This is a genomic window from Klebsiella sp. D5A, from assembly GCF_001620885.1.
Lineage (GTDB): Bacteria > Pseudomonadota > Gammaproteobacteria > Enterobacterales > Enterobacteriaceae > Klebsiella > Klebsiella variicola.
Genome location: NZ_LOAR01000028.1, coordinates 1 through 21,182 on the forward strand (window position 1 = coordinate 1; position 21,182 = coordinate 21,182).

Here is a 21,182-nt window from a genome sequence, read left to right on the forward strand (position 1 = left end):
TTGTCGGATGCTTCAGATTATGACCAGACGGTTCATGCTGTACGCTTACTGGCATTACAATAATGAGCGAACTCATCAGGGAAAAATGTGCTGCGGGCGTACGCCGATGGCCACTTTACTTGATGGGAAACGGGTCTGGGCAGAAAAGAATCTGAACCAGATTTAATCTGACAGACACCTGTATAAATAACCGGTAACTGTCAGATCAGGTCTGAGCTAGTACAGTTAATGTCTGTCTGTCCTGCCGTTGGCCATCTGTCCGGAGACAACCCCTCCAGGGCATCAATCTCATCATCTGAAATCCGGAACAATTCTTCCTGGTGATCGCCTTTAAACATTAAACTCAACGCTTCGGCCCACATATCGCGAGCTTCATTGTTCTGGTCTGTCATTGCCATGTTCTCCTGTACTAAGAAGGCCACATTGTGCGCCTTTTCACGCTCTGGAGCCTAGTACAGGCATGTGATAATCCTTGCTTCCTACTTAGCCAGAAACCGGATCTGCGCGGCGGGAAACGCGCAAAGGATATGATAATTAAACAAAACACATAAAATCATACTGAATGTGATATTCAGCATTAAACACACAATAATATCTGATATGATATTTGAATTATTAGTAAGAAATCATACATGATATGATTTTTAACCTAACCGGATATGTTCAGACGGAGCGAGCAGGATGGATGAGAAAGAAGTGAATTTTTCACTCAGCTATGAGCAGCTGACCCGGATAGCGGAAGAGCGTATCCGTGAATGCAATCTGGACAGCCAGGGCGCGATTTACATCAGCGAGTCAGCCAAGGCCGGTGCCGTGCTGAGCTATTGGTATGAACTGGCCATAAATGGCTATGCCTCAGTGAATGCCATAAAGAGACAAGAGCTCATAGACGCCGATCACCTGCGCCTCAGACAACTCATCTGGCCGGAGGCGGACAAGCAATGACTCAGGCGCGCCGACCATCGCCGCTGCAGCGGCGGGTGCTGATTGTGCTGGCCGCCCTCGATGCGAAACGTCCGGGGCCGGTGGCGACGCGGGATATCGAGCGGGTGCTGGAGCAGGGCGGGGATGCCCCGGTGTACGGGCCGAACCTGCGCGCCTCCTGCCGGCGCATGGAAGCCGCGGGCTGGCTGCGCACCCTGCGCGCCCCGAACCTGCAGCTGGCCGTCGAGCTGACGGAGGCCGGTCGCGGCATTGCAGAACCGCTCTTCCAGGCAGAACGCGAGGCTGAAACGGCACGACAACGACTGACAGACGTCCGGCGTCTGCCGTTACGCCAGACGGCTGCCGGTGACGCGGTGGAGCTGCAGCTGGGTGACGGTCATTACTCCCTGCGGGAAGCGGCCTACGTGATCCGTCTGGACGGTACCACCTGCCTGCAGCTGACGGATGCCGGCGGCATACGCCGGATAAAAGAGGGCGATCCCCTGCAGGTGGCCAGCTGGTATCAGACCTGTTTTGATGCAGGCCTGCCGGTCACCGTCCAGGTGAATGAGAGCCGGGACTGATCGCCACCACACAAGGAATATGAGCATAAAATGAAAGTCACTGAACCCGGGCTGAATAAGCTGATCGATAACCTGAACACCCTGATTTGCGAGGACAGCCTGCTCACGCGCCAGGAGCGTGAAACGCTGGTACTGGCCGTCGCCGCTATCGGCGCCATGAAAGCGCGCGTCGGCTTGAAAAAAGGCGATGCGCCGACCGTTGCCAGACGGGAAAAAAGGGAGAAAAAAGACCGCCAGCCTGATCCGCGTTTTCCGCGAGCCGGTCATCCCTGGCAGGAAGACGAAAAAACCTTACTGAGTGATGCGCTCGATTCGGTACCGGACGAAGAGATTGGCAAGCATCTGTTCTGGCTTTCCGAGAAACTGGGCAGAACGCCTTTCAGTGTTGCTTTCCAGATCGCGGCAATCAGGGAGCTGCAGGACGGCTGGGAGGAGCAGTTCAGGGAGATTTCGGATAACATTCGCTTGTCCGGTCTGAGCATCAGTGATTATCTTACACAGAACGGCACGGGCCATAACGCCTGAAAGAAATTTGCGTTATTTGTAAAATTAAATACCAGGGAAGCCTCAGGATATAAAAAACTAATGACGAAACAGGAATGGATATTACGACTACGGCGCTGTACATCGAAGGAAACCCTGGAAAGGGTTATAGAAAAAAATAAATATTCTCTGTCAGATGATGAGCTTGAGCATTTCAATGCCGCGGTTGATCACCGGCTGGCGGAGATGACGATGGGAAAGTTGTATGACCGGGTACCGCCAGGTGTCTGGAAATTTGTGAAATAGAACAGGTGACCTTATGAGTTACGGCTGGCTCTTCGAAAGTCCGGATGATGACATTTCGGGTGATAATCATATCAATCTGGAACACCTCCCTCCTGAGCTAAAACAGGTTGCTATCCAGATAGTACAAAATCAGTTTGATCGTGATACTGCAGAGAAAAAACTTGCAGAATTAATCCAGAAACTCGAGTTTGATATAACTGCAGCAGAACTGTCAGCATATCTTTTTAAACCGGGAAATGCCTGACGGCTTACCCGGTAGCGATAAGAGGTATGATTAAACGTCAGATTGCCTTTAGTGTGTAGTTAAATCATAATCACAACAGCGTTATTCTGAAACTGATATTGCCGGAGGGGATCATCATGACGGGAAGAGGCATTAACACAGTACGTATCGGCGATGAAGTGAAGCACATCACCGAGCTCGATGCACTAACACTCATGCATGGTTTGTCTTTATGGCATTAATGCCAGAAAAGAATCCATCTATCCCGACTGAAGCCGTGCCGGCAGTGATAGTGAGCAGGCCATTGCAGAAGAATAGCCATAAATTGACATTAAGTGCATGATATTTAACATAAAACGCATTAAGTGCACTAATGCGGTAACAGCAAAATTGTGATGTTTGCCTATGGCAAAGTTAAGATATACGGCGTGTCCAGGAGACGAACCGGGCATGCGTTATCTGAATCCTGGTCCCTTAAGTGTCTCACACACTGCAGCTGGCAGATCGCCAGATTCATATTTATTCGAACAGTCGTTTTCATTCTTAACAAATTGAACTACAGCCATCAGCATCAGAGATACAATCAGGCCAGGAATTACCCCCTTAAAAGCATCTTTAATTTTTCTTTGCTTTTTATAACCCTGAATGCAAAAGAATACGATGGGAAATGAAAACAGCATCAAATCCATTATATTAAACAAACCGACGATCAATATCGGTAACGCCAGAATGGGACCAAAAATGAATGCAATAATAATTGTGACGATATACCCATTCATAAATGACTCCTTAATTAAATGATGTCGCATACATTATATGTTGTTTTTATTTAGAATGGCAAAATTTATCGGTCAATATCCCTTAATTAATGCATATAAAGCGGCAGGAGTAGTTACGATACATGGCTATTTTAAAGCTAATGTATGCGTACATTAGCTTTAAAACACGGCTCAGCCTCCGACATCTCAACAGCCAACAGGCTCGATGAGCTCTGGTCCCTGATTCTTCACATTACCAACAGCGCGCGTGACAGGATGCCATATGAAATGATCAGCGGACACAGCTCCATCAGCAGCAATTTCTTCAGCTTCCTTACCCGAAACGTCCTGTTTCATCCACTCCCGGGCGGCGTCCGGTACCAGGACAAGCGGGCGCCGGTCATGGATATCAACGAGACCTTTATCAGCCGCGGCTGTGACAATCAGAAACCCTTCCGCCTCATCACCACGCTCAAACGGAGTGCTTCCGATCGCGGCCATGAGGATTGGCTGGCCGTCTTTACGGTGGATGAAATAGGGCTGCTTCTTGTCTCCTTCACGCTTCCATTCAAACCAGCCATCAGCAAAGCAGATCGCCCGACCGTGCTGCCAAAGAGGTTTAAACATCCTGCTGCTGGCTGCTGTCTCAACCCGGGCATTAATCAATGGCGGTTTATCCCACCACCCTGGCGCGTAACCCCAGTGAACCGGATCGAGCTGCAGCTGTTCGTCGCGTTCGCTCAGAAGTAACACCCTGGTACCCGGGGCGACGTTATAGCGACCGATGGGTTCCGGGTCGTAGGCAATATTTCGATCGGCTTCATTGGCGAGGAGAGAAAGATACTCTTCCCGCGTCATTGACTGCGAAAAACGTCCGCACATGGTTACCTCCATTGGCCAGACTTAAAGTATAGATAATGCCGCGTCAGCGGCATAGAGGCGCCAGCTGAAGTTGGGGTCCGCTGCGTGCCAGAAGCGGACGTTATGAAAGAGTAATGCGTAATTGGTAGCTAATCGATCCTCATTATAGGCATATTCCATAAGCGGCCAAGACGTAAATCCCATTCTGCATGACTGAACTTCAGTTGACCACTTTCAGGAGTCAGCGTAATTTCACTGAAGTAGACCCTTTCGTTTTCAACCATAAGATCAACCCTGCAGTAATCAAGATCAGTAGCCAGTTTCGCTGCAATATCAAGAATGTCGTCTAGAGAGGAAGGACGATCAATGTTGTAAGGGGTGTTACCATATCCAAGCGTAAACGGCTGTAGCATCCAATTAGTGTCATAAATATTAACATATTCTCTGCCGTTCACGCAGGTAAAATCTGCTTCGATGTACATGGCTTTTTTGTGAAAACAATGTACCCGGAACATTTCTGGTGTTACATCCTGGTCTTTGCCATCAAAAACATTAAGTTTTCGCTCAACTAATATTTTAGGTTGTATATTTTTATATTGCCACTCGCGGTTTGTATAATAAGGGTTCATACGCAACCGTCGATTGAAGTGACTCACTACCCTCCTTTTATTGAGTTCACTCTTATCATGACAGATGATGGAACTTCCACTATCATGATTGCACTTAATGACAAAAGAAACTGGAAGAGCTTCAAAGTCGCGGATTTTTATTCTCTCAAAAACGGCAAGCAACGGAACCAGATGTTCATTACCTACCATCATTTCAACATAGTCTCGAACAGCAATTTTATCAGCAATAACACTCAAGAAAAGATCGCGATTAAAAACCATGCGATAGTTTATCTTCTCGTTCAGTGTTAAAGGTAGAGATAAATCCAGCTCCCGATTAAATAATTTCCTGAACTTCGTGCGTCGATAACTCTCATCGGAAACGAAAAGAGTCCGTAAGGCTCTGAACCTGTACTCAATTAACTTATATCTTTGTTTTAACATTATCATGCCCTATTGTGTTAAAGCAGTGAACATACAGGTTCAGTATCAATGAACAATCAAGTTTATATGAAGGTTATGTCGGTATGACCTTCATTTTATGTGGCATGACTCATCGTTAAGTTACAAACAAAAAAACCGCCATTAAATGGCAGGTTTTATTTTTGGCTTTCTGGTTTGACGATCAGAATGTATAGAACGCACCAATAGTGAAAGCCAGGTAGTCATCTTTTTCAACAATGGGACTATGACTTACGCGGTTTGCCAGTGTTGTATAGCGCAGGTCTGCATAACCAGACCAGTTGTCATCAAATGTGTGTTGCCAGTTGATACCGTAATCGACACTGGTTAACCCCGAGTCGGAGTTAAACTGTTTAAATCCTGTATTTGTACTTTGCTTTTCGCTCACTCCAAACCAGGTATTATTGTACCGTGCATCGCCATAATTACGAATGGTACTGACGGTAAGTGTGTCGCTGTCATTATTAAACAAAACAACATTGAGGCCGATGTTATACAGAACCCCCTGGCTTTCAGTCAGGGGGGCAATAATATTACCTTCAAATCCAATCCAGGATACCATCCACCAACCCAGCGTTGTCGTCGAGTTCAGCGCTGTTTTTATTTTACCCATTCCTTTGAGATGTCTGGAACCATCCTGTAGCCAGGAACCGTCATCATCCCTTCTCCCCCATGTATATCCCAGAGCCTGTCCCAAGTAAAAACCATTATCAAAGGAATATGTAAGCCCCGCCCCTTTTTCTGAATTCAAAAACAAGGTTCCGTCAGTCCATTCAAAGTAAGGCGCGACTGTTGAGTCAAATTTATCGGCCCCCATATATTGAGGAGCATATTGAGCTCCTATGCCAACGGTTACCTCAGATTTATGTACATCAGACGAGGCGTAGGTTGCAAACGGCAGTAAAAATATTGCCGACAGGATCGTATTTAATTCCTTCATAAAACTCCCGGAATGAATTATGCTGTCTTAACAGGTTCGGAAGTATACCGACAAATAATCAAGAACGCTGCAAGGGTTTATCAAGGTTTAATCAAGGTGCTTATGTGAAACGTGTCTTAATCATTGAAGACGATCTGGATGCTGCGAATGTACTTGAGGCATATCTTAAAAGAGATCAGTTCAATACCTCGTTAGCCAGTGACGGGCAACACGGTCTGGATCTGGTCTTCAGCTGGAAGCCCAATATCATTCTTCTTGATGTTATGTTGCCATCCATGAGTGGTACTGATGTCCTGCTAGCGGTACGACGGCGTAGTGATATCCCGGTGATAATGATCACCGCCATCAGCGACGGGGCAGATAAAATCAGTGCGCTTCGTTACGGTGCAGATGACTATGTGGTTAAACCTTACAATCCCGCAGAAGTCGTTGCACGCGTTCATGCTGTCCTGCGTCGTTATGCCGGGCAACGTAGCGGGAATATCCTCCAGTTCAGAAATATAAAAGCCGATATGGACTCCATGATAGTCGTCGTGGAAAAAGAAGGCATACCCCCTCAGGCACTAGAGCTGACCCCAACAGAACTGTCACTTCTGATGACATTCTTGAAGTCGCCATCTAAAGCCTTTACGCGTCAGGCGCTACTGGAAGCCTGCCTTCCGGAAAGCGATGCTCTTGAGAGGGTGGTTGATACGCATATCTATAATTTGCGTAAAAAGCTGGAAGCTGCGGGTCAACCTGATCTTCTGATTAATGTCAGGGGCATTGGTTACAGGTTTGCTAACTCATGAACAGAAAATTGCGATTTCAGAAAAGTGAAAACAGCTCTCTGTGGAACTGGATATGCCGTAAGGTTATTTCGCTGGCAGTAGGCAGCATAATCCTGATTTCTTTCTGCATGTGGCTGCGCTTTTACATTGATAACAAGTGGCACGAGTACAGGATACCTGTTGAGGTCAGGGCCGAGCTCGCTGAGTTAATTAAAAACCCCTGGCTAAATATTAACCGCTATCACGCGATCATTGATCGATGGTATGGCGTGGACTACTGGAAGCCAGAAATAAGGATTACTGACTGGCTAATTCTGGCTGTACTCGTCCTAATCGTAATGCCCATCATTTTCACACTGACGCTGAGAGCAGCACGCCCTCTATCAAAGCAGATAAGTGCCCTTGCTAATGCAGCTAAATCTGTTGCTCAGGGTAGCTTCGGCGTAAAAGTAAAAATCCCGGATAATCTTCCTCTGGAATTACGTAGTCTCAGCGAAAATTTTAATGGGATGTCGATGCAGCTTGAGCGTTATGAAAAGGATCTAAAAAAATCACATGTTGCCATGGCCCATGAACTTCGTTCTCCGTTGACCGCAGCCACAGGAAGACTCCAGGGCATGATTGATGGTGTATTTGAGCCCAGCGAAACCCAGCTGAAAATGGTCATGCAGCAACTTAACGAACTGAATCGGCTGGTTGAAGACCTGCATTTGCTGAAGCTTGCTGATGCCGGTCAGTTAAATCTGAGCATGATATCCGCCGGTCTTAATGAGATTGTCAGGGAAAAAATTGCATGGATTACACCTTCTGCAGAGAAAGCGGGCGTATCCATCAGACACAACCAGAATATGATGCTGAGCGGAGTAGCAGACCCCTATCGTTTAGGACAGGTTTTCCTGATACTGATGGATAATGCATTACGCTATGCAGCTGATGGTGGCGTGCTTGATATCAGTTACGACGCCACTCCAGATACCGTTTCGGTTATTTTCAGGGACAAAGGGCCTGCCGTTCCGAATGAATTGCTTGAAGATATCTTCACACCATTTGTTCGTGAAGAGGTTTCACGCTCCAGGCATTCCGGGGGCTCTGGCTTGGGACTTTCTATTGCCCGGGCGATATGTGAAGCACATGGAGGGCAACTGGAGGTAGAGAAAAATAAAAAGGGTGGACTTGCCTTCAGGGTATCGTTGCGAAAATCTTAAATTTTTGACTATTGATGATCCCTTGACGCCAGACCAATAGAATCTTGATAATCCACTGATTAAATGCATGGTAAACGGGGGTATACCATGCAGTCATTTCTTGAGTGCGTCAGTTCTGTAGTTCATAAAATTGATGGACAAAACGCCTGCATAATAGCAGGCGCAATTTTCGGCTTTTTTATTGAGTTAATTATTATTGTTTTATGGGAGGCAAACTCGAACCGAGTCAAAAGAAAGTGAACTGGTAGATGAGTTATTAATACTTAAAAGCAGATAACTTTCCCTGTCTTCGCTGTATCGGCCCACCGTAATTTATATTCCCAGTCTTTCTCATAAAGCCCTATTGAAAATACCATTTCTTTATCCTGCGTAGTGCACAAGTCGCGCGCATCTGAAATATTGGCCCACATCAGCATGCTGCCCGGGCTGAATGCTGAATATTTAGGGTCAACACCGCCATTTGGCACGTCAAAATACACCATGTTGTCACTGTTCGCACTGAGTACCAGATCAATAGCGCAAGGCGTATCGGCATAAAACAATACGTTACCGAAAATCAGATGCGGTACAGCGGATATCAGCTCTTCAATCTTCTCTTCCTCATAGCAGCGGACAGAATCACCAAACCGCAACTTGAACAGACGGACATACAGACTGGCTATATCTTTGGGTGACATGTCTGACAGGCGGTAACATTCCCCCCCCATGCCCATAAACTTCCTTAATTCACCGTTTCGCTTCTTGATGGTTTTACCTGAAAATGAAGTTTTAACCCGGCATATACTGCGCTTCGTTCTGTAGAAAAATGCAGAATTAAGGATGGTATCACGGTGGCGTGATGACAAACGGTTTGTCTTATCAGGGAGCCAGATTTTTTGATCTGCAGATACCGGTAGCATGACTTCATCGAAGGATACTGGAAACTCCCGCCATACATTCAAACCCACTTCTTTATTATCAACAATGAAATAGGCAGCGACAACATCACCATTTTTACAATATTGCCAGAATGAAAATCCTCGCTGACCTTTCCTCATAAAGAACTCAACAATATCAGGATGCATATTAACGCTGCCACCAAATCTCTGGTATGTTTCAGCGTAAACGTCATAACTACAGGGCTTCCATCCTGATATTAAATGTTTCAGACTCATGGTAATAACCTGATATAAATATTAATTGTTAAATCGAATCATCCCCACCCAGGATGGTAAATACTTTCACCCCCTGAATAAGGTATTTGAGACGGGCATTAGCTTTTTGCTTACGAACAGCAAGCAGCTCATTGTTTTTTTCCAGTAGAGTTGCGTTGCTTATCTGTCCGGCGTTCCGCGTTGCTTCAGCCATTCGGTATTGTTCTTTGACAGTATCAAAGATACCGGATGTCTGGATGGTTTGCTTTTTCAGGAATGCCTGTCCGGCAAGAGCATCAGATGCATCCCTGAACGCCTGTTGTATTGCTTTCTGATAATTGACGATCTCAATTTTCTTATTCAGCTCGGCCAGACTGAGGTTGGCCTGGTTCTTACCCCCATCGAAAATGGGAAGATTGAGTGTAGGAATAAAGCTCCAGTTAGCAGCGCCACCCGCAAGCAATTTACCCATATCAGCCGTGGATGATCCGCCTTCAGCGGTGATAGAAATAGACGGGAAAAATGCCGCTCTTGCCGCGCCTATACTGGCATTGGCAGCTTTCAACTGGTACTCAGCAGCAATAATATCGGGACGTTTGAGCAGAACCTCTGATGGCGTTCCTGCTTTAATTAACGGAAAAGCCCAGTCATGCTCAGGTGACACATTCAGCAGAGAGTCAGGTAGCGGGGTGCCGACAAGCAACTGAAGCGAGTTTAAATCCTGTTGTACCTGCAACTCTGTCTGGTTCAATTCTGACTGTGCGTCGTTTACCGCACTATCAGCGTCCATAAGCGCATTTTTAGTCATGTCTCCGGCATTATAGGCTTGCTGTTGCATGTGCCGGAGCTGCTGGAGATTGTCCAGTTTCTGACGGGCAATACTAATGTTTTCCTGGTCGGTGAAATAGATCAGATAGGCACTGACCACCTGCTCAATGAGGCTGATCTTCAGGGCTCTTGATGAAGCTCCCGCAGCAAGATATTCATTGAGGGATGCTTCCCTGAGGCTTCGCAAACGCCCCCAGAAGTCCACTTCCCAGGAAGCTGAGACCAGTTTAACGTTGTATTGATGATACGTTACCGAACCGGTATCAACGGTATCAAAGCTCCCTGCAGGCTCATGAGCTGCGGTTTTTTCTGCGGTCAGGCTGACTGCTGGCAACCAGGATAGTCTTTCTACCCCATACTGAACACCTGATTTTTTCAGGTTCAGTGCAGAAAGTTCGAGGTCCTTGTTATTGTCGATGGTCAGTTTTATCAGTTGCTGCAGCTTGCTGTCTGTGAAAAAAGGCCCGTTTGCTGCCGTTGTATACATACCTTCAACAGAAGTGTCTTTATGTGACCAGGCTAATGGCACGGGGGCTTCCGGTCTCTGATATGCCGGTGCCATTGTGCAGCCTGAAAGTAGTAAAGAGGCCATCACCGTAATGGCTGACACACGAAGTTCTATTGATACCGGAAACACCATTTTTACTCCTGTTGCCTGTTAGGTTTTCTGCAGACCTCCTGGTGTGCCCGCCAGGATAATTATCCAGAACTCTGTCAATGAACAATCAAGGGCAATACAAGGGGGATGCAATACACCCCTGCTTTTTCGCCAAATAAGCGAGGATTGACCATTTCTTGTTAATCCCTGAAATGTTCCTTGTTCTTTATGCGGTTAGATGCGGATATTGAATTTACTGAGATCCCGCGTAATGGCATACCCAAAGCACTCCTCAAAACGAAACGCAGCCTGCCACGACGAATGTTGACGCAAAACATCATCACAGTGAGCAGGTATAGTTCGTGTTCGATATTGGCTTTAGTGAACTGCTATTGATATTCATTATTGGCCTGGTTGTTCTGGGGCCAAAGCGGTTGACGCCGCCAGATGTCTTCTCGCAGACATTGCTGGCTATATGCCACCCCGGCCAGTGGTGTTTCAGAGGGGTGGTTAAATCTGTCTCGGTACTCTGCAGGGGTCATGCCGTGGATTTGCTTTAAATGCCTGTCGAATACCTGGAGTTATTTTACACACTCAAGACATTCGATTGCATTGCCCGAGGTGATAGGCTATCGCCTCTCTTTTGCTTTTCATTCCTTGGCCTTTTTACCCCCCGTTCGTATGTAAGCTTAGAAATATCTTCCCCTCCCCATCATTCTGCTGTTTGTCAGGCGTTGAAACAGTTTGAGATTGTCAGTCATTCTAAAACCCTAGCCTTTCGATGGTGGCAAGCAGTGCAGCAAGTTTGAGCTTCTGCTCCGCATTGATGTCAGAAAGGCGCCAGCCGATGTTCAATGGTGAACGGAAAGTGAGTGGCGCCGAAGCCCGGCGTAGCCGGCAACGGTTTGATAGGTTCTGCCAATCCCCCCCCGCCCTGATAAGCTATACCCACAAATAACGCTTTAGTAGCTGCTGTACGCGGTCGGAGTGGTCCCGGCAAGGCGACAGCCGCAGTCGGGGCGTATCTCCGCGTTAGCGGGCCGTAGGGCCGCTTACGAGCGTGTACCAGACAACTGACCGCAGCTCCACCCACAGCGATGAAGAAGAGTAGTTACAACACCCATCATTAAAAGCGACACTACTCCCGGCCTTCGGCCGGGGGCGGCGGCGCTTTTCAGTGGTGGGGAGGGGCACCTGGCTGGCAAACCGGCGCCGGTTTTATGATGAACATCATTATGAATGCTGTAACTAATGTAGTTCTCCGGTCGGGGCCCGTCGCGAAGCGATGGGAGCAACTTCTATCTGAGCGACGCGGACGCGTGCGGCCGCTGTAAGCGAAGGCCTCATTGAGTTATTCACAGAGCCGGCAGAGACAAAAGATCTCCCTGCTGCTTGCAATGCAGGGGATTAAAAAGTGGGGTAAGACTATTTTGCAGGTTTGCTGTTACCCTTTTGCTAAATTCCCTGTTTATTCATTTGCGGGTTTTTGTGGATAAGTGAAAACCTGGTGCGAACGTCACAGAGTATACGTGCTAAAACCAGCGATGGTCCGACGGCCGGAACGTCAGATGGATAAAAACCAGGCAATTTCATGAATCCGGACAAACGCCAAAAGCCCCGGGCAGGGGCATAGAAAAAATAGCTAAATGATATCCGTCAGGACGGCGGAGCCAGGGCCAGCTCCAGCTGATACAGGTTCTGAATGGCCAGCTGCTGCAGCCGCTCCGTTGTACACCAGTAAGCCTCGTCTGCCGGCATTGTCTTCAGGATATGAAGCGACATTTCGTGAATCTGGCGCTCACGAGAATATCTGGCCAGGCGGTTAGCTCGTTTACGTTCGGCGCCACGCTGCCGACGGAACCTCAGTGCATCGAGAGTTTTTTGACGGTACCAGCGCTCACGTGCTGCACGCGGGGAGATCTCCTCATCTTCACGCAGAATCCCCTCCTCGATAAGACGACGACGCTCTTCGCTTTGCCGGAGCTTTTTTTGTTGTTCCGCATCAAGTTTTTCCAGATCCACTCCCAGCATCTGAAACCCTAACGCGGTGATATAGACGTATTTAGGAAGCCAGGTACGCGATTCCCTGTCCCAGCTATTTTCTTCAGATACAGCCAGGACACCAAAACGAACCTGTTCGTCAATCAACCGGGACAGACGTGAGACTGTTACCTCTGTTTCCGGAATAACTTTTCCATGACTGTCTTTCTGGCTGAGTTCTTTTGCCAGACGAGAAATACACATACCGACCGTCAGCTTGCCGGCATCACAGAAACTGATCAGCACTGGCCAGATAGCATCCAGCAGACGTTGCTTTTCTGGCCGGAAGCCATACCGGCGGCCAGCCCGACGGCGTTCCCTGACGTACAGCGGATGAAGCGATACGTGCATACGCAGTCGCACCTCACCAGTGGTGCGATCTTTTTGAACAAGACGGTTATAGGCGTGCCCCAGCTGGCCACCCAGTTTTTTGTAATGCTCCGGTCGAAACCAGGTCGGGTTTTCACATTTGGGTTTTGTGGAGTGCTCGCCGCGCCGGCGACGGGTAGATTTCTTCTCCGGGGAAACCAGAAAAGATGCCACATGGCCGTCCTCTACCCCCTGCCAGAAACGGATCTGTTCTTCCGTATCCAGCTGACTCCAGTGTTGCGGATTGTGCGCATTACTCATCTGCACTCTCCCTGCCGCTGTTTTTGGCGGCCAGACACTTCAGTCTGGCTTCGCTCAGAGAGAGTGGAAATACGCCAAGAAATTCGAACAGCTTAGGGGTGAAAAAAATCTCAGCAGTTAAATAGCGATCCGATGAGCAGGCAACAAATTCAAAATCTTTTTCCAGCGATTCCAGTGCCCTGATTGCTCGTGTAATGGACACTTCGCCAGAAAGAGATTTAGTTGCAAGTCCGCACTCCAGGGCAATCTCTCTGAGTGAGCGCAGAACTTTATTTGACAGGGGATCGTAATAAAAACACATCGCCATGAGCAACGCATTCATCGCTCTGCGGCGCAAAAATGGGGGTTTACGTTTTCGTATTCCGTCCCTACGCGACATCGCAGATGCGATATCGAAACTGAAACTTTCAGTGAAACCATTGGCTTTTACCATAAGTTTCAGCGAGAAAGGCCAGGGAGTGTAGTCCTGGGGAACCGTGAAAACAGGTTCAGGATTGTTTACCTGAACATACTTGCGTGAGCTTTGTTGGTTATGATCAGTCACCGCTTCCTGCGCTTATGTTGCGCGGAAGGAGTGAGCACAGAAGGTCTTGAACTTTTCTGAGCATAAATCTATACTCCCTGCATAGAGCAACAACCTCTATGCAGTTTTAAGTGAGCCCCGGTAATCTTCTCCAGTCGCCAAACTTAGTGAGGATTATCGGGGTTTTTCCTTTTCTGGCCCGGATTAACTCTACGGTACCAGCTCCCTGCCACCTTATGGCGTGGCCAGCCGCAAACATCTAAACGTTTGGTAATCTAGCATTCAAAGCACAACGGATCAAGAATGTGACGTCGTTACGTTACTATCCTGTTTCACTGAAGCCCGTTGAATAAGCAGCTCAATCATCTCAGCCTGCGTCATTCCAGCATTTTCACACATTACCTGCAGCTTATCTTTCAGGGCATCTTTGACAAACACCCTGACTTCTTTGTGTGTCTCTTTCTTACGTGCAACCGCTTTTTGCTGGCGCTCTGCTGCAGAAAGAGGATTTCCTTTTCTGTAGGAACGTTTGGATGAGGAAGTAATTGCGTTTACTACCTGTGACATCTCTGCCTCCTCAAGCATTTAATTAAATACTTGGACAAAGATACTACAGGTAGACTGAAGCGGCGAGAGTTACGTTATTTTTTGTTATATAACCTGCCGCTGTTGGCGCAGCGGAACAGGTCATCCAGGGTCGTACCACCGAGATCGATAACCAGTGATTTTTCGTACTGACCCACATTGTCAGCAACCAGGCGTGTAAAGACAGCTGGGAGTGATTCAGGCATCACTTCAACGCTTTTAATGGTAAAAGTTACCCCTTTGTTCAGGGTGACTTCCCGCATCAGGTTGCTAATTTTTCTCTCAATGTTAAGCGTGTTTTTCTGGCAGTCGGCCGTGTAAAACTCGCTGATAGGTAACGTAACGGTGAGATCTATCTCCTGGGGTTCAATTCCACTGTTCAGTAATGCGTGGTGAACTGCCAGCACGTTTGTATCAGAGTACTGGTACTCAATGTGAGTCGTGCTGATCGCAGCTTCGCTGACCGGGTCGTAAGTATATTTGCGGCCATCGAGCAGATAGTTATAGGTACGACTGCTGCCTAAGCCCTCGACTTTCCAGTTATGGCGAAAAGAGTTCACTGATACCGCACTTTTCAGCGTCTTCCCTTCAAACCAGGCAAGTTTCACGTTTGTAGAACCATCATCGCAAAAAATTTTCATGCCTATCTCCATTGATACTCAGTTTGAGTATTCATCTTCACCCCATAACTACTCACATTGAGTAAATACGTTCATAAACCGCAGGTAAGTACTCAAACTGCGTACTTCGCCGGGTCGTTTAATTACTCAATTTGAGTATTATATCATTTATCTTGCAGCAATCTAGCATTTAGCTAGCATAAATCTTGCTGCAAGATTGCAACGATAAAAAGAATGCAGCAAGATTGCTGCATTCCGGATTAGTATCCCTGTTTTTCCTTATATGCCTCAACTGCTTTTTCCAGAACTTCCACCAGTTTCAACCCCTCACGCTCTGCGATATCCCTGATCTCCTGGTCGAAAGCAGGTGTGACACGTGTTGCAAATGCCAGCGTCCTGTTTGTTTTTCTGGCAGAACGGCCATCGCGGCGGGTATATGCCTCGGTCACTGTTTGTGTACCCACAGGATCATGGTGCACTGGCGATAAGTCCGCCTGCTGTATCTGTACATCAGTGGCAGCGACTGCAGGAGCTATCTCAGGCGCGTTCAGGCTGGTAGCCACTTCGTCAGGGCCTGGGGGTACACCCAGCCCACCACGGGCTCTTTTAGTTTTAAGTTTTGATGCATCAGCCATTACTCTTCTCCAATCTTATCGATGAGCGCCTGGATAAGTTCATCAGCTCTCTCGTTTAAACCTTTATAGCGTGTTTCTGTCACTGCAAGTCCTGAGTTCATCGCTTTTCTGTAAGCAGGCTTCTCAAAAAGACATCCAGCTAAAGTTTCATAACCCGCCTCACTGATATATGCACGAGCATCCAGCTCTTCCGCTTCGGTACCTACACGGCTTAAAGCAAAGACCAGTTTTGAACGTGGCACGCCTTCTTTTACAAGCGCGTTGAAAACTTTAATGGCCGGGACAAGATCGTCAAGGGAAGCCCCCGTTGGCTGGACGATAAGGTCGGCCACCTTAGCAATTTCCGAAGTCCCTTTGCTTGCACGAGCTGGTCCATCAAGAATGAGAAGATCAAACTCGCCGGCAGATTCTATGGCCTGCTTTGCTGTTGAAAATACTTCGACTGAAGCAACCGGTGGTAAACCAGCTGACAGACGTCGGCGGTGCCACTCAGCACTCGTTGCCTGTTCCAGGTCGAGGTCAGCTAATTTTGTTTTGATGCCACAGGCGGATGCTTCACGCGCTAACGCTCTCGCTTTAGTGCTTTTGCCCACACCACCTTTCTGGGAAATAAAACCAACTATCCAGGCCATCTAGCCCCCTTTACTTGCTGCTATCTTGCAGCAAACATTAGTATAAACCTGATTGAGGTTAGGAAAGTAACTCTTCCTGAACAAGATAACAGCTTGCAGCAAGATTGCAATAATCAAAAATCTAGCAGCAAGATTAAATCTTGCAATAAAGGAGAGCGCAGGAATTGACAGACGAACAGTAGTGTCACGTTACGATAACGAAAGCAGCAAGCTTTATGCAATCTTGCAGCAATAATCAAAGAGAGCTCACTGAGGATTGTATCGATAAATCGGCAATATAGCGGCAAGATTGCAGCAATCACGCAGACATCACAACATGAGCCGAGCGCCAGAAAATCACTGTCTGGAAACTACGTCATTATAAGCCCCGACGGCTGCATGAAGCATGCTAGCAGCAATCTATTTTATTGCTGCCAGCATGCTGAAAGATTGCTATTAGAATCAGGCAGCGCTCGCCGCAGCCATGTAACCGAGCGTAGCGAGCGAACTGGCGAGGAAGCGAAGAGGAACCGTTCCGGCAGATAGTTCTTACGCTCAGCACAAGAAGAGTTTTCCATCCTCTGTGGGGAACAGGTCAACTTCGCGGACGGTCAGGACTGTGGGAAACAGGTCAACTTCGTGGACGGTCAGGACTATGGGAAACAGGTCAACTTCGAGGATGGCCGGGACTGTGGGAAACAGATCAACTTCGCGGATGGCCGGGACTGTGGGAAACAGGTCAACTTCACGGACGCCCGGGACTGTGGGAAACAGGTCAACTTTACGGACGGCACGGACTGTGGGAAGCAGGTCAACTTCGCGGACGGCCCGGACTGTGGGAAACAGGTCAACTTCGCGGACGGCCCGTACTGTGGGAAACAGGTCAACTTCGCGGATGGCCGGGACTGTGGGAAACAGGTCAACTTCGTGGACGGCCAGGGCTGCGTGAAACACCACATGTATAGGCACACACAGATAGCGTGTTCAGGGCAACAAATGTGACAATCTGCCCTCATTAATTATGTCGAACTTGCCCTCATGTCATATGACTAACGGGAAGAGGGGAAAATCTAGTGTGACAAACTGCACTCATTTAACTGTGACAAACTACCCTCAGGATAGGGTGACAAATTGCCCTCAATTCTGGCTCCACTACCGGTTACAGCCAAAAAAACTATGAGTAAGCGCAGGATGCCAGGGAGGGAACATCAAAACTGTGACAAATCACCCTCAACCTTCCAGATCAAATGTGACGAACCACCCTCAAATCTGTGACAGATAACCCTCAGGCTATTCTGTTGTCATCGAGGTGATATCACGGAAGGAAAATACTATATGAGTCGTCTGGCGGCCTTTCTTTTTCTCGATGTAAGAGAGGCGCATAGGTGTCCGGCTATTGATCTCATCAACACTTGCCTGCAGGAAACGACGGCGAAAATCCGGCATACGCTGATAACTTTGGGGTAGTTGGTAGCGCTCCATGATCCAGTCGATTTTCAGGGACACGACACCAGAGCCATCAGGTTTACGGTACTGACACAGGGATTCGTATAAACGCATGGCATACGGATTGGTAATCTCTTTTGTTTCACTGAGCCGGAACTGCGTAAACCGGTTCTGTAACCCGATGAAGAAGGGAATCAGATATGGGTTGATATGTACGCTGTAAAGCCCTCTGGATGGGCTGTGCGCACGTTTGATAAACCAGGGAAAGGATTCATACCCTTTTTCATCGCCGGCATCCTCTTCAGGGCGATAGAAAACTACTTCCTTACCCGCAAAACCTTTTAAAGCCTGTCGTATATCCTTACTGGCTTCAGCGGAGGTCAGCCCGAAAGTTTCAGCGTATTTAGCAACGTGAATTTCGCAGATGCCGTCATGTTCCTGCAGGGAGCCGTCGGATTTTCTGATCTGGTCAACGAACAGATACAGCATACGCTTTTGATCCCTGGAGAGACTATATGCCGCCTCAGTCAGCTCATTTGACTGGACAATCCGCGGGCTATTTTTACGTTTTTTATGGTTTATAACCGCTATTTCCGCCATGACAGGTCCATGTGAAGTGTGACAGGTTTTCAGATTGTCACACTTTATAAAACAGAGTCAACAGGGAGGGATAACTTTGTGAAAAGCAACGCTTCCTGAGGGCAATTTGTCACAGAGTTAAGGGCAACTTGTCACAGAAAGGACGGCTATTTGAGGGTGATTTGTCACACTGAAAGGGCGGATTGTCACAGATCCCTCTCTGGAACCCGCATGGATAAAGGCCTGTGGGCATTCTAAAAATAAAGATCTAACAACTATTAAAAAAGATCTTATAAAAATATCCCCGTGGATAAGTGGATAACCCCTAGGGGAGGTGATTTTTCAGCCATTGAGCGTATGCAGAATTTATGAGTTCTGTTCCCTGGTGCTTCCTCGCTCACTCGGGGCTTCGCCCTGTCGCTCGGCTGCGGCGAGCACTGCTGGCTCGATCATATCCGTGGCCGGAAGATACTAATCCCCCGAGACGCTCTCAGGTACCCACAACTGCGAGACAACCCCCACGAAGATTTCTATCGTCCCTGCATGCATATTCGAATCGTTTTTATTAACCCTGTCTCCCGTCGTGACAGAACACTACTTCCGGTAAAAGGGGGGACTAAGGCCCCTTAGTTACACACCTGAAATTAATAATGCGGAGTTTTACGATAATGTCATTGCTGGAAATTTTCCTGACCGCTTCTCCCGCTTCTCAGGGGGCAACAATCCTGTTCCTTGCCATGCTGATCTACTGGCAAAAGCGATAAATCCTTGCGGGCTGGCCTTTGGCCAGCTTCGCTGCATAAGGGGAAAAATCCGGCATATCCAGACATTTAGCTAGCAATTTGAGCTCAGATATCTATGCTTGGGATCCGGACAACATGAGGAAACAAGATGAAACTTGAAGCTATACAGATAGATAATACTGTAAGAAGAGGTCTTAAATCTTTCACTGATGGGGTGATTATTCGTGATACAAAGGTATTTATAACGCTCAATCTCCCGGATGCTTGGAAACCCACTATTGAGGGGGAATGGCGGCATATGTCGGACGCCGACACATTATCTGCTCGTATTAAAATGCTTCAGCATGCGATTTATGAGCGGTATGAGGGATACAGTGCAGATATTCCCGCCAGCTGGGCAAGATAACTTCTGACAAACCTCACGGGCGAGCAGGACGTTCGCCAGCATCATTCCCCTCAGCAATTAAATATTCCCTTTCAGCATGGCTACCGCATCCGCTTCGGGCATCTGAAACTGCACCCGGTGCCGCGCCGCGACATCGAGCGCAAACACCTTCGTATAGACCTCCGTGGAGCTGATTGATTTGTGGCCCATCAGGCTCTGCAAAACCTTCAGTGGAATGCCGGCGTACAGCATGTGCATCGCGTAGGAGTGACGGAACGTATGGGGGGTTACAGGTACTGAGAACGTTACCCCGTCGGCCGCTGCGGCCTCCACCGCTTCGCTAAGCCAGGTGCGCACGGTACGGTCTGTGATCTCCCAGATACGCGCCTTCTCCATTCTGCCGCTGCGCTTGTTTCGTCTTTCGAGGGGAATTTTCAGGGTGGCCACCATCATCTGCAGCTGGCTGACATACTGGTGATCGGAAAGTGGAACCAGCCGGTGAGCCTGACTGCCGGCCGGGGCTCGCCCTGCCGTTCTGGCCGCTTTTTCGGCCCGTTGTTTAAGGGTGGCCAGCTGCACAAACGGCCAAGGTGGTGCCAGGGAAAAATCCCCCCGGGTCAGGGCCAGCGCTTCATTAATACGCGCGCCGGTATTCCAGAGCGTCGCCAGCAGCATCTTACGGTGCAGATCCGGGACATAATGGAGCAGGGCGCTCACCTCCGGGGCCAGCAGATATTTTGGCAGATCGTCCTGTACCAGTGCCATCTGGCGCAGCGCGAGCGCAGCCGGATAGTCAATCACCACAGGCACCGAATATTGCGGGCCAGAAAGGGCCGGAAGTTGATGCCTGTCCATCAGTTATCTCTCGCTGCAGTCAGTTGCTGAAGTGAAGCATATAACTTCCTGCTCCTCCGGTGACTATGCATCAGTTTCTGAATACAACGTCCCCGTACACGCCAGAGAACGCGCCACGCTGACCACGGCTGCTCCGAGAGTCGATCTTCTGGCATTTCACAGAGATGTCGCAGACAACGGGACAAGCGAATGGCCTTCAGCCCCAGGCGGGAGGCCTGCTGGTTGAGCTCAGAAATCCCGGCAGTACCATCAAAAGGCGTATTTTCATAGAAGGTGGCATCAATGGAGCTGGCCGCTTCCTGTCTTAGAACCGGTAACTCGCTGAGCCGGTACATCAGGTCCGAAGGAAGAGCCCGCCAGTCCCCGGTAACAGATGTGTAATCAATTTCTGGTATAGGGTGTTCAATCCTGACATAACCATCTTGATCATACTTTTCTGGGCCATCTGACTCCTGGGCGGAGCCAACACAGCGCTGTGCAAACCGCTCAAGAATAAAGACCAGCTCCGTAGCGATAAAGAGACGTTCGCTGGCAAGCTTCGCTGCTGCTGCTTCCTTCTCTCGCTGTGTTATCCGCCACTGCCCGTACCACACACCACCGAATGCAGCACCGGCGGACAAAACCCCCGTGATGATCTGCGGCCACAGACTGGCACTGTCCTTGACCACCTTCACGCCTTCAGTTGCAATAAACCAGTCAGCCATGTTTGTTCCTTTATTGAGAAATCCCGTCATCCCTTTCATAGCGACTTTCTGCTAAGAGGTTCATCGTGCATTCTGTAAAACACCCATTCATCATCGACTGGCACACCCGGAGTCTGCGTCAGACTTCCGTTTAAGGGAATGCA

26 protein-coding genes and 3 pseudogenes are annotated in these 21,182 nt (G+C 48.4%); 11 read left to right on the plus strand and 18 right to left on the minus strand.

Annotated features, from left to right (window positions below; genetic code table 11):
- Positions 1-200 precede the first annotated feature (200 nt).
- Complete coding sequence (locus tag AS136_RS25190; protein ID WP_148718839.1) at positions 201-398, minus strand: hypothetical protein; 198 nt, start codon at positions 396-398, stop codon at positions 201-203.
- Positions 399-681: 283 nt separating this feature from the next.
- Here AS136_RS25190 and AS136_RS25195 point away from each other — a divergent pair, with 283 nt between their 5' ends.
- Genes AS136_RS25195 through AS136_RS25215 form a run of 5 tightly spaced genes read left to right on the plus strand, consistent with a single transcriptional unit; the run spans position 682 to position 2,541 of the window.
- Positions 682-945, plus strand: a complete 264-nt coding sequence (locus AS136_RS25195; RefSeq protein ID WP_009310051.1) for a hypothetical protein — start codon at positions 682-684, stop codon at positions 943-945.
- Positions 942-1,508: a hypothetical protein gene (locus AS136_RS25200; RefSeq protein WP_009654312.1), complete on the plus strand. Its 567-nt coding sequence runs from the start codon at positions 942-944 to the stop codon at positions 1,506-1,508. Before AS136_RS25195 ends, AS136_RS25200 begins: the two co-directional genes overlap by 4 nt.
- 30 nt (positions 1,509-1,538) lie before the next feature.
- Positions 1,539-2,033 carry a hypothetical protein gene (locus tag AS136_RS25205; RefSeq protein WP_004213594.1) on the plus strand — a complete coding sequence of 165 codons (495 nt, stop codon included), beginning with the start codon at positions 1,539-1,541 and terminating at the stop codon, positions 2,031-2,033.
- Positions 2,034-2,093: 60 nt separating this feature from the next.
- A complete protein-coding gene (locus AS136_RS25210; RefSeq protein ID WP_004213596.1) occupies positions 2,094-2,297 on the plus strand; it encodes an HHA domain-containing protein in 204 nt (67 codons plus the stop codon).
- 13 nt (positions 2,298-2,310) lie between these two features.
- Complete coding sequence (locus tag AS136_RS25215; RefSeq protein WP_049118762.1) at positions 2,311-2,541, plus strand: hypothetical protein; 231 nt, start codon at positions 2,311-2,313, stop codon at positions 2,539-2,541.
- 434 nt (positions 2,542-2,975) lie between these two features.
- Here the strand turns inward: AS136_RS25215 and AS136_RS25220 are convergent, their stop codons facing one another.
- The 4 genes from AS136_RS25220 to AS136_RS25235 form a co-directional block, all read right to left on the minus strand.
- On the minus strand, positions 2,976-3,299 hold the full coding sequence (locus AS136_RS25220; RefSeq protein ID WP_063267103.1) for a hypothetical protein: 324 nt from the start codon (positions 3,297-3,299) through the stop codon (positions 2,976-2,978).
- Between the two features lie 186 nt (positions 3,300-3,485).
- Positions 3,486-4,160, minus strand: a complete 675-nt coding sequence (locus AS136_RS25225) for an SOS response-associated peptidase (protein WP_020804661.1) — start codon at positions 4,158-4,160, stop codon at positions 3,486-3,488.
- A 128-nt stretch (positions 4,161-4,288) separates the two neighbouring features.
- A complete protein-coding gene (locus AS136_RS25230) occupies positions 4,289-5,191 on the minus strand; it encodes an ATP-grasp fold amidoligase family protein (RefSeq protein WP_023320120.1) in 903 nt (300 codons plus the stop codon).
- A gap of 181 nt (positions 5,192-5,372) precedes the next feature.
- Positions 5,373-6,149 (minus strand): MipA/OmpV family protein, encoded by a 777-nt coding sequence (locus tag AS136_RS25235; protein ID WP_004186919.1) that lies wholly within the window; start codon positions 6,147-6,149, stop codon positions 5,373-5,375.
- Between the two features lie 104 nt (positions 6,150-6,253).
- On the opposite strand from AS136_RS25235, the gene AS136_RS25240 reads away from it, so the two are divergent.
- Positions 6,254-6,940: a response regulator gene (locus tag AS136_RS25240; protein ID WP_063267104.1), complete on the plus strand. Its 687-nt coding sequence runs from the start codon at positions 6,254-6,256 to the stop codon at positions 6,938-6,940.
- The gene (locus AS136_RS25245) at positions 6,937-8,124 is read left to right on the plus strand and encodes a sensor histidine kinase (protein ID WP_023320118.1); all 1,188 of its coding nucleotides are present in this window, start codon (positions 6,937-6,939) and stop codon (positions 8,122-8,124) included. The genes AS136_RS25240 and AS136_RS25245 overlap by 4 nt, the downstream gene beginning before the upstream one ends.
- A gap of 263 nt (positions 8,125-8,387) precedes the next feature.
- Here the strand turns inward: AS136_RS25245 and AS136_RS25250 are convergent, their stop codons facing one another.
- Positions 8,388-9,278 (minus strand): GNAT family protein, encoded by an 891-nt coding sequence (locus AS136_RS25250; protein WP_032431325.1) that lies wholly within the window; start codon positions 9,276-9,278, stop codon positions 8,388-8,390.
- 28 nt (positions 9,279-9,306) lie between these two features.
- Positions 9,307-10,725: an efflux transporter outer membrane subunit gene (locus AS136_RS25255; RefSeq protein WP_004186909.1), complete on the minus strand. Its 1,419-nt coding sequence runs from the start codon at positions 10,723-10,725 to the stop codon at positions 9,307-9,309.
- Positions 10,726-11,045: 320 nt separating this feature from the next.
- On the opposite strand from AS136_RS25255, the pseudogene AS136_RS28415 reads away from it, so the two are divergent.
- Positions 11,046-11,120, plus strand: a pseudogene (locus AS136_RS28415) (twin-arginine translocase TatA/TatE family subunit); the annotation flags it as partial.
- Positions 11,121-11,159: 39 nt separating this feature from the next.
- On the opposite strand, the pseudogene AS136_RS29445 reads toward AS136_RS28415, so the two are convergent.
- The 8 genes and pseudogenes from AS136_RS29445 to AS136_RS25285 all read right to left on the minus strand — a co-directional run.
- Positions 11,160-11,246 (minus strand): annotated as a pseudogene (locus tag AS136_RS29445) (MucR family transcriptional regulator); the annotation flags it as partial.
- 1,093 nt (positions 11,247-12,339) lie between these two features.
- Positions 12,340-13,353, minus strand: coding sequence for a plasmid replication initiator RepA (repA, locus tag AS136_RS25260; protein ID WP_063267105.1), 1,014 nt, complete (start codon positions 13,351-13,353; stop codon positions 12,340-12,342).
- The gene (repA, locus tag AS136_RS25265) at positions 13,346-13,897 is read right to left on the minus strand and encodes a plasmid replication initiator RepA (RefSeq protein ID WP_032740707.1); all 552 of its coding nucleotides are present in this window, start codon (positions 13,895-13,897) and stop codon (positions 13,346-13,348) included. The genes repA (AS136_RS25260) and repA (AS136_RS25265) overlap by 8 nt, the downstream gene beginning before the upstream one ends.
- Entirely contained in the window at positions 13,890-13,961 is a 72-nt protein-coding gene (tap, locus tag AS136_RS29245) for a RepA leader peptide Tap (RefSeq protein ID WP_071786674.1), read from the minus strand. The genes repA (AS136_RS25265) and tap overlap by 8 nt, the downstream gene beginning before the upstream one ends.
- A gap of 212 nt (positions 13,962-14,173) precedes the next feature.
- Positions 14,174-14,443: a replication regulatory protein RepA gene (gene repA / locus AS136_RS25270; RefSeq protein WP_032740706.1), complete on the minus strand. Its 270-nt coding sequence runs from the start codon at positions 14,441-14,443 to the stop codon at positions 14,174-14,176.
- Between the two features lie 122 nt (positions 14,444-14,565).
- Positions 14,566-15,102: pseudogene (parM, locus tag AS136_RS25275) on the minus strand (plasmid segregation protein ParM domain-containing protein); the annotation flags it as partial.
- Positions 15,103-15,341: 239 nt separating this feature from the next.
- The gene (locus AS136_RS28425) at positions 15,342-15,716 is read right to left on the minus strand and encodes a hypothetical protein (protein ID WP_017901448.1); all 375 of its coding nucleotides are present in this window, start codon (positions 15,714-15,716) and stop codon (positions 15,342-15,344) included.
- A complete protein-coding gene (locus AS136_RS25285; protein ID WP_017901447.1) occupies positions 15,716-16,348 on the minus strand; it encodes a ParA family protein in 633 nt (210 codons plus the stop codon). The genes AS136_RS28425 and AS136_RS25285 overlap by 1 nt, the downstream gene beginning before the upstream one ends.
- Before the next feature lie 618 nt (positions 16,349-16,966).
- On the opposite strand from AS136_RS25285, the gene AS136_RS29190 reads away from it, so the two are divergent.
- A complete protein-coding gene (locus AS136_RS29190; RefSeq protein WP_228140431.1) occupies positions 16,967-17,329 on the plus strand; it encodes a hypothetical protein in 363 nt (120 codons plus the stop codon).
- 288 nt (positions 17,330-17,617) lie between these two features.
- Here AS136_RS29190 and repE read toward each other — a convergent pair whose 3' ends face one another.
- Positions 17,618-18,373, minus strand: a complete 756-nt coding sequence (repE, locus tag AS136_RS25295; protein WP_001568031.1) for a replication initiation protein RepE — start codon at positions 18,371-18,373, stop codon at positions 17,618-17,620.
- A 629-nt stretch (positions 18,374-19,002) separates the two neighbouring features.
- Between repE and AS136_RS28915 the strand changes: the two genes are divergently transcribed.
- The gene (locus AS136_RS28915) at positions 19,003-19,116 is read left to right on the plus strand and encodes a hypothetical protein (RefSeq protein WP_199487199.1); all 114 of its coding nucleotides are present in this window, start codon (positions 19,003-19,005) and stop codon (positions 19,114-19,116) included.
- Between the two features lie 127 nt (positions 19,117-19,243).
- Complete coding sequence (locus AS136_RS25300; RefSeq protein ID WP_043519733.1) at positions 19,244-19,501, plus strand: hypothetical protein; 258 nt, start codon at positions 19,244-19,246, stop codon at positions 19,499-19,501.
- A gap of 57 nt (positions 19,502-19,558) precedes the next feature.
- Here AS136_RS25300 and AS136_RS25305 read toward each other — a convergent pair whose 3' ends face one another.
- Together AS136_RS25305 and AS136_RS25310 are read right to left on the minus strand one after the other, a co-directional pair.
- On the minus strand, positions 19,559-20,335 hold the full coding sequence (locus AS136_RS25305; protein WP_063267106.1) for a site-specific integrase: 777 nt from the start codon (positions 20,333-20,335) through the stop codon (positions 19,559-19,561).
- Entirely contained in the window at positions 20,335-21,039 is a 705-nt protein-coding gene (locus AS136_RS25310) for a hypothetical protein (protein WP_063267114.1), read from the minus strand. Before AS136_RS25310 ends, AS136_RS25305 begins: the two co-directional genes overlap by 1 nt.
- Positions 21,040-21,182: the final 143 nt, after the last annotated feature.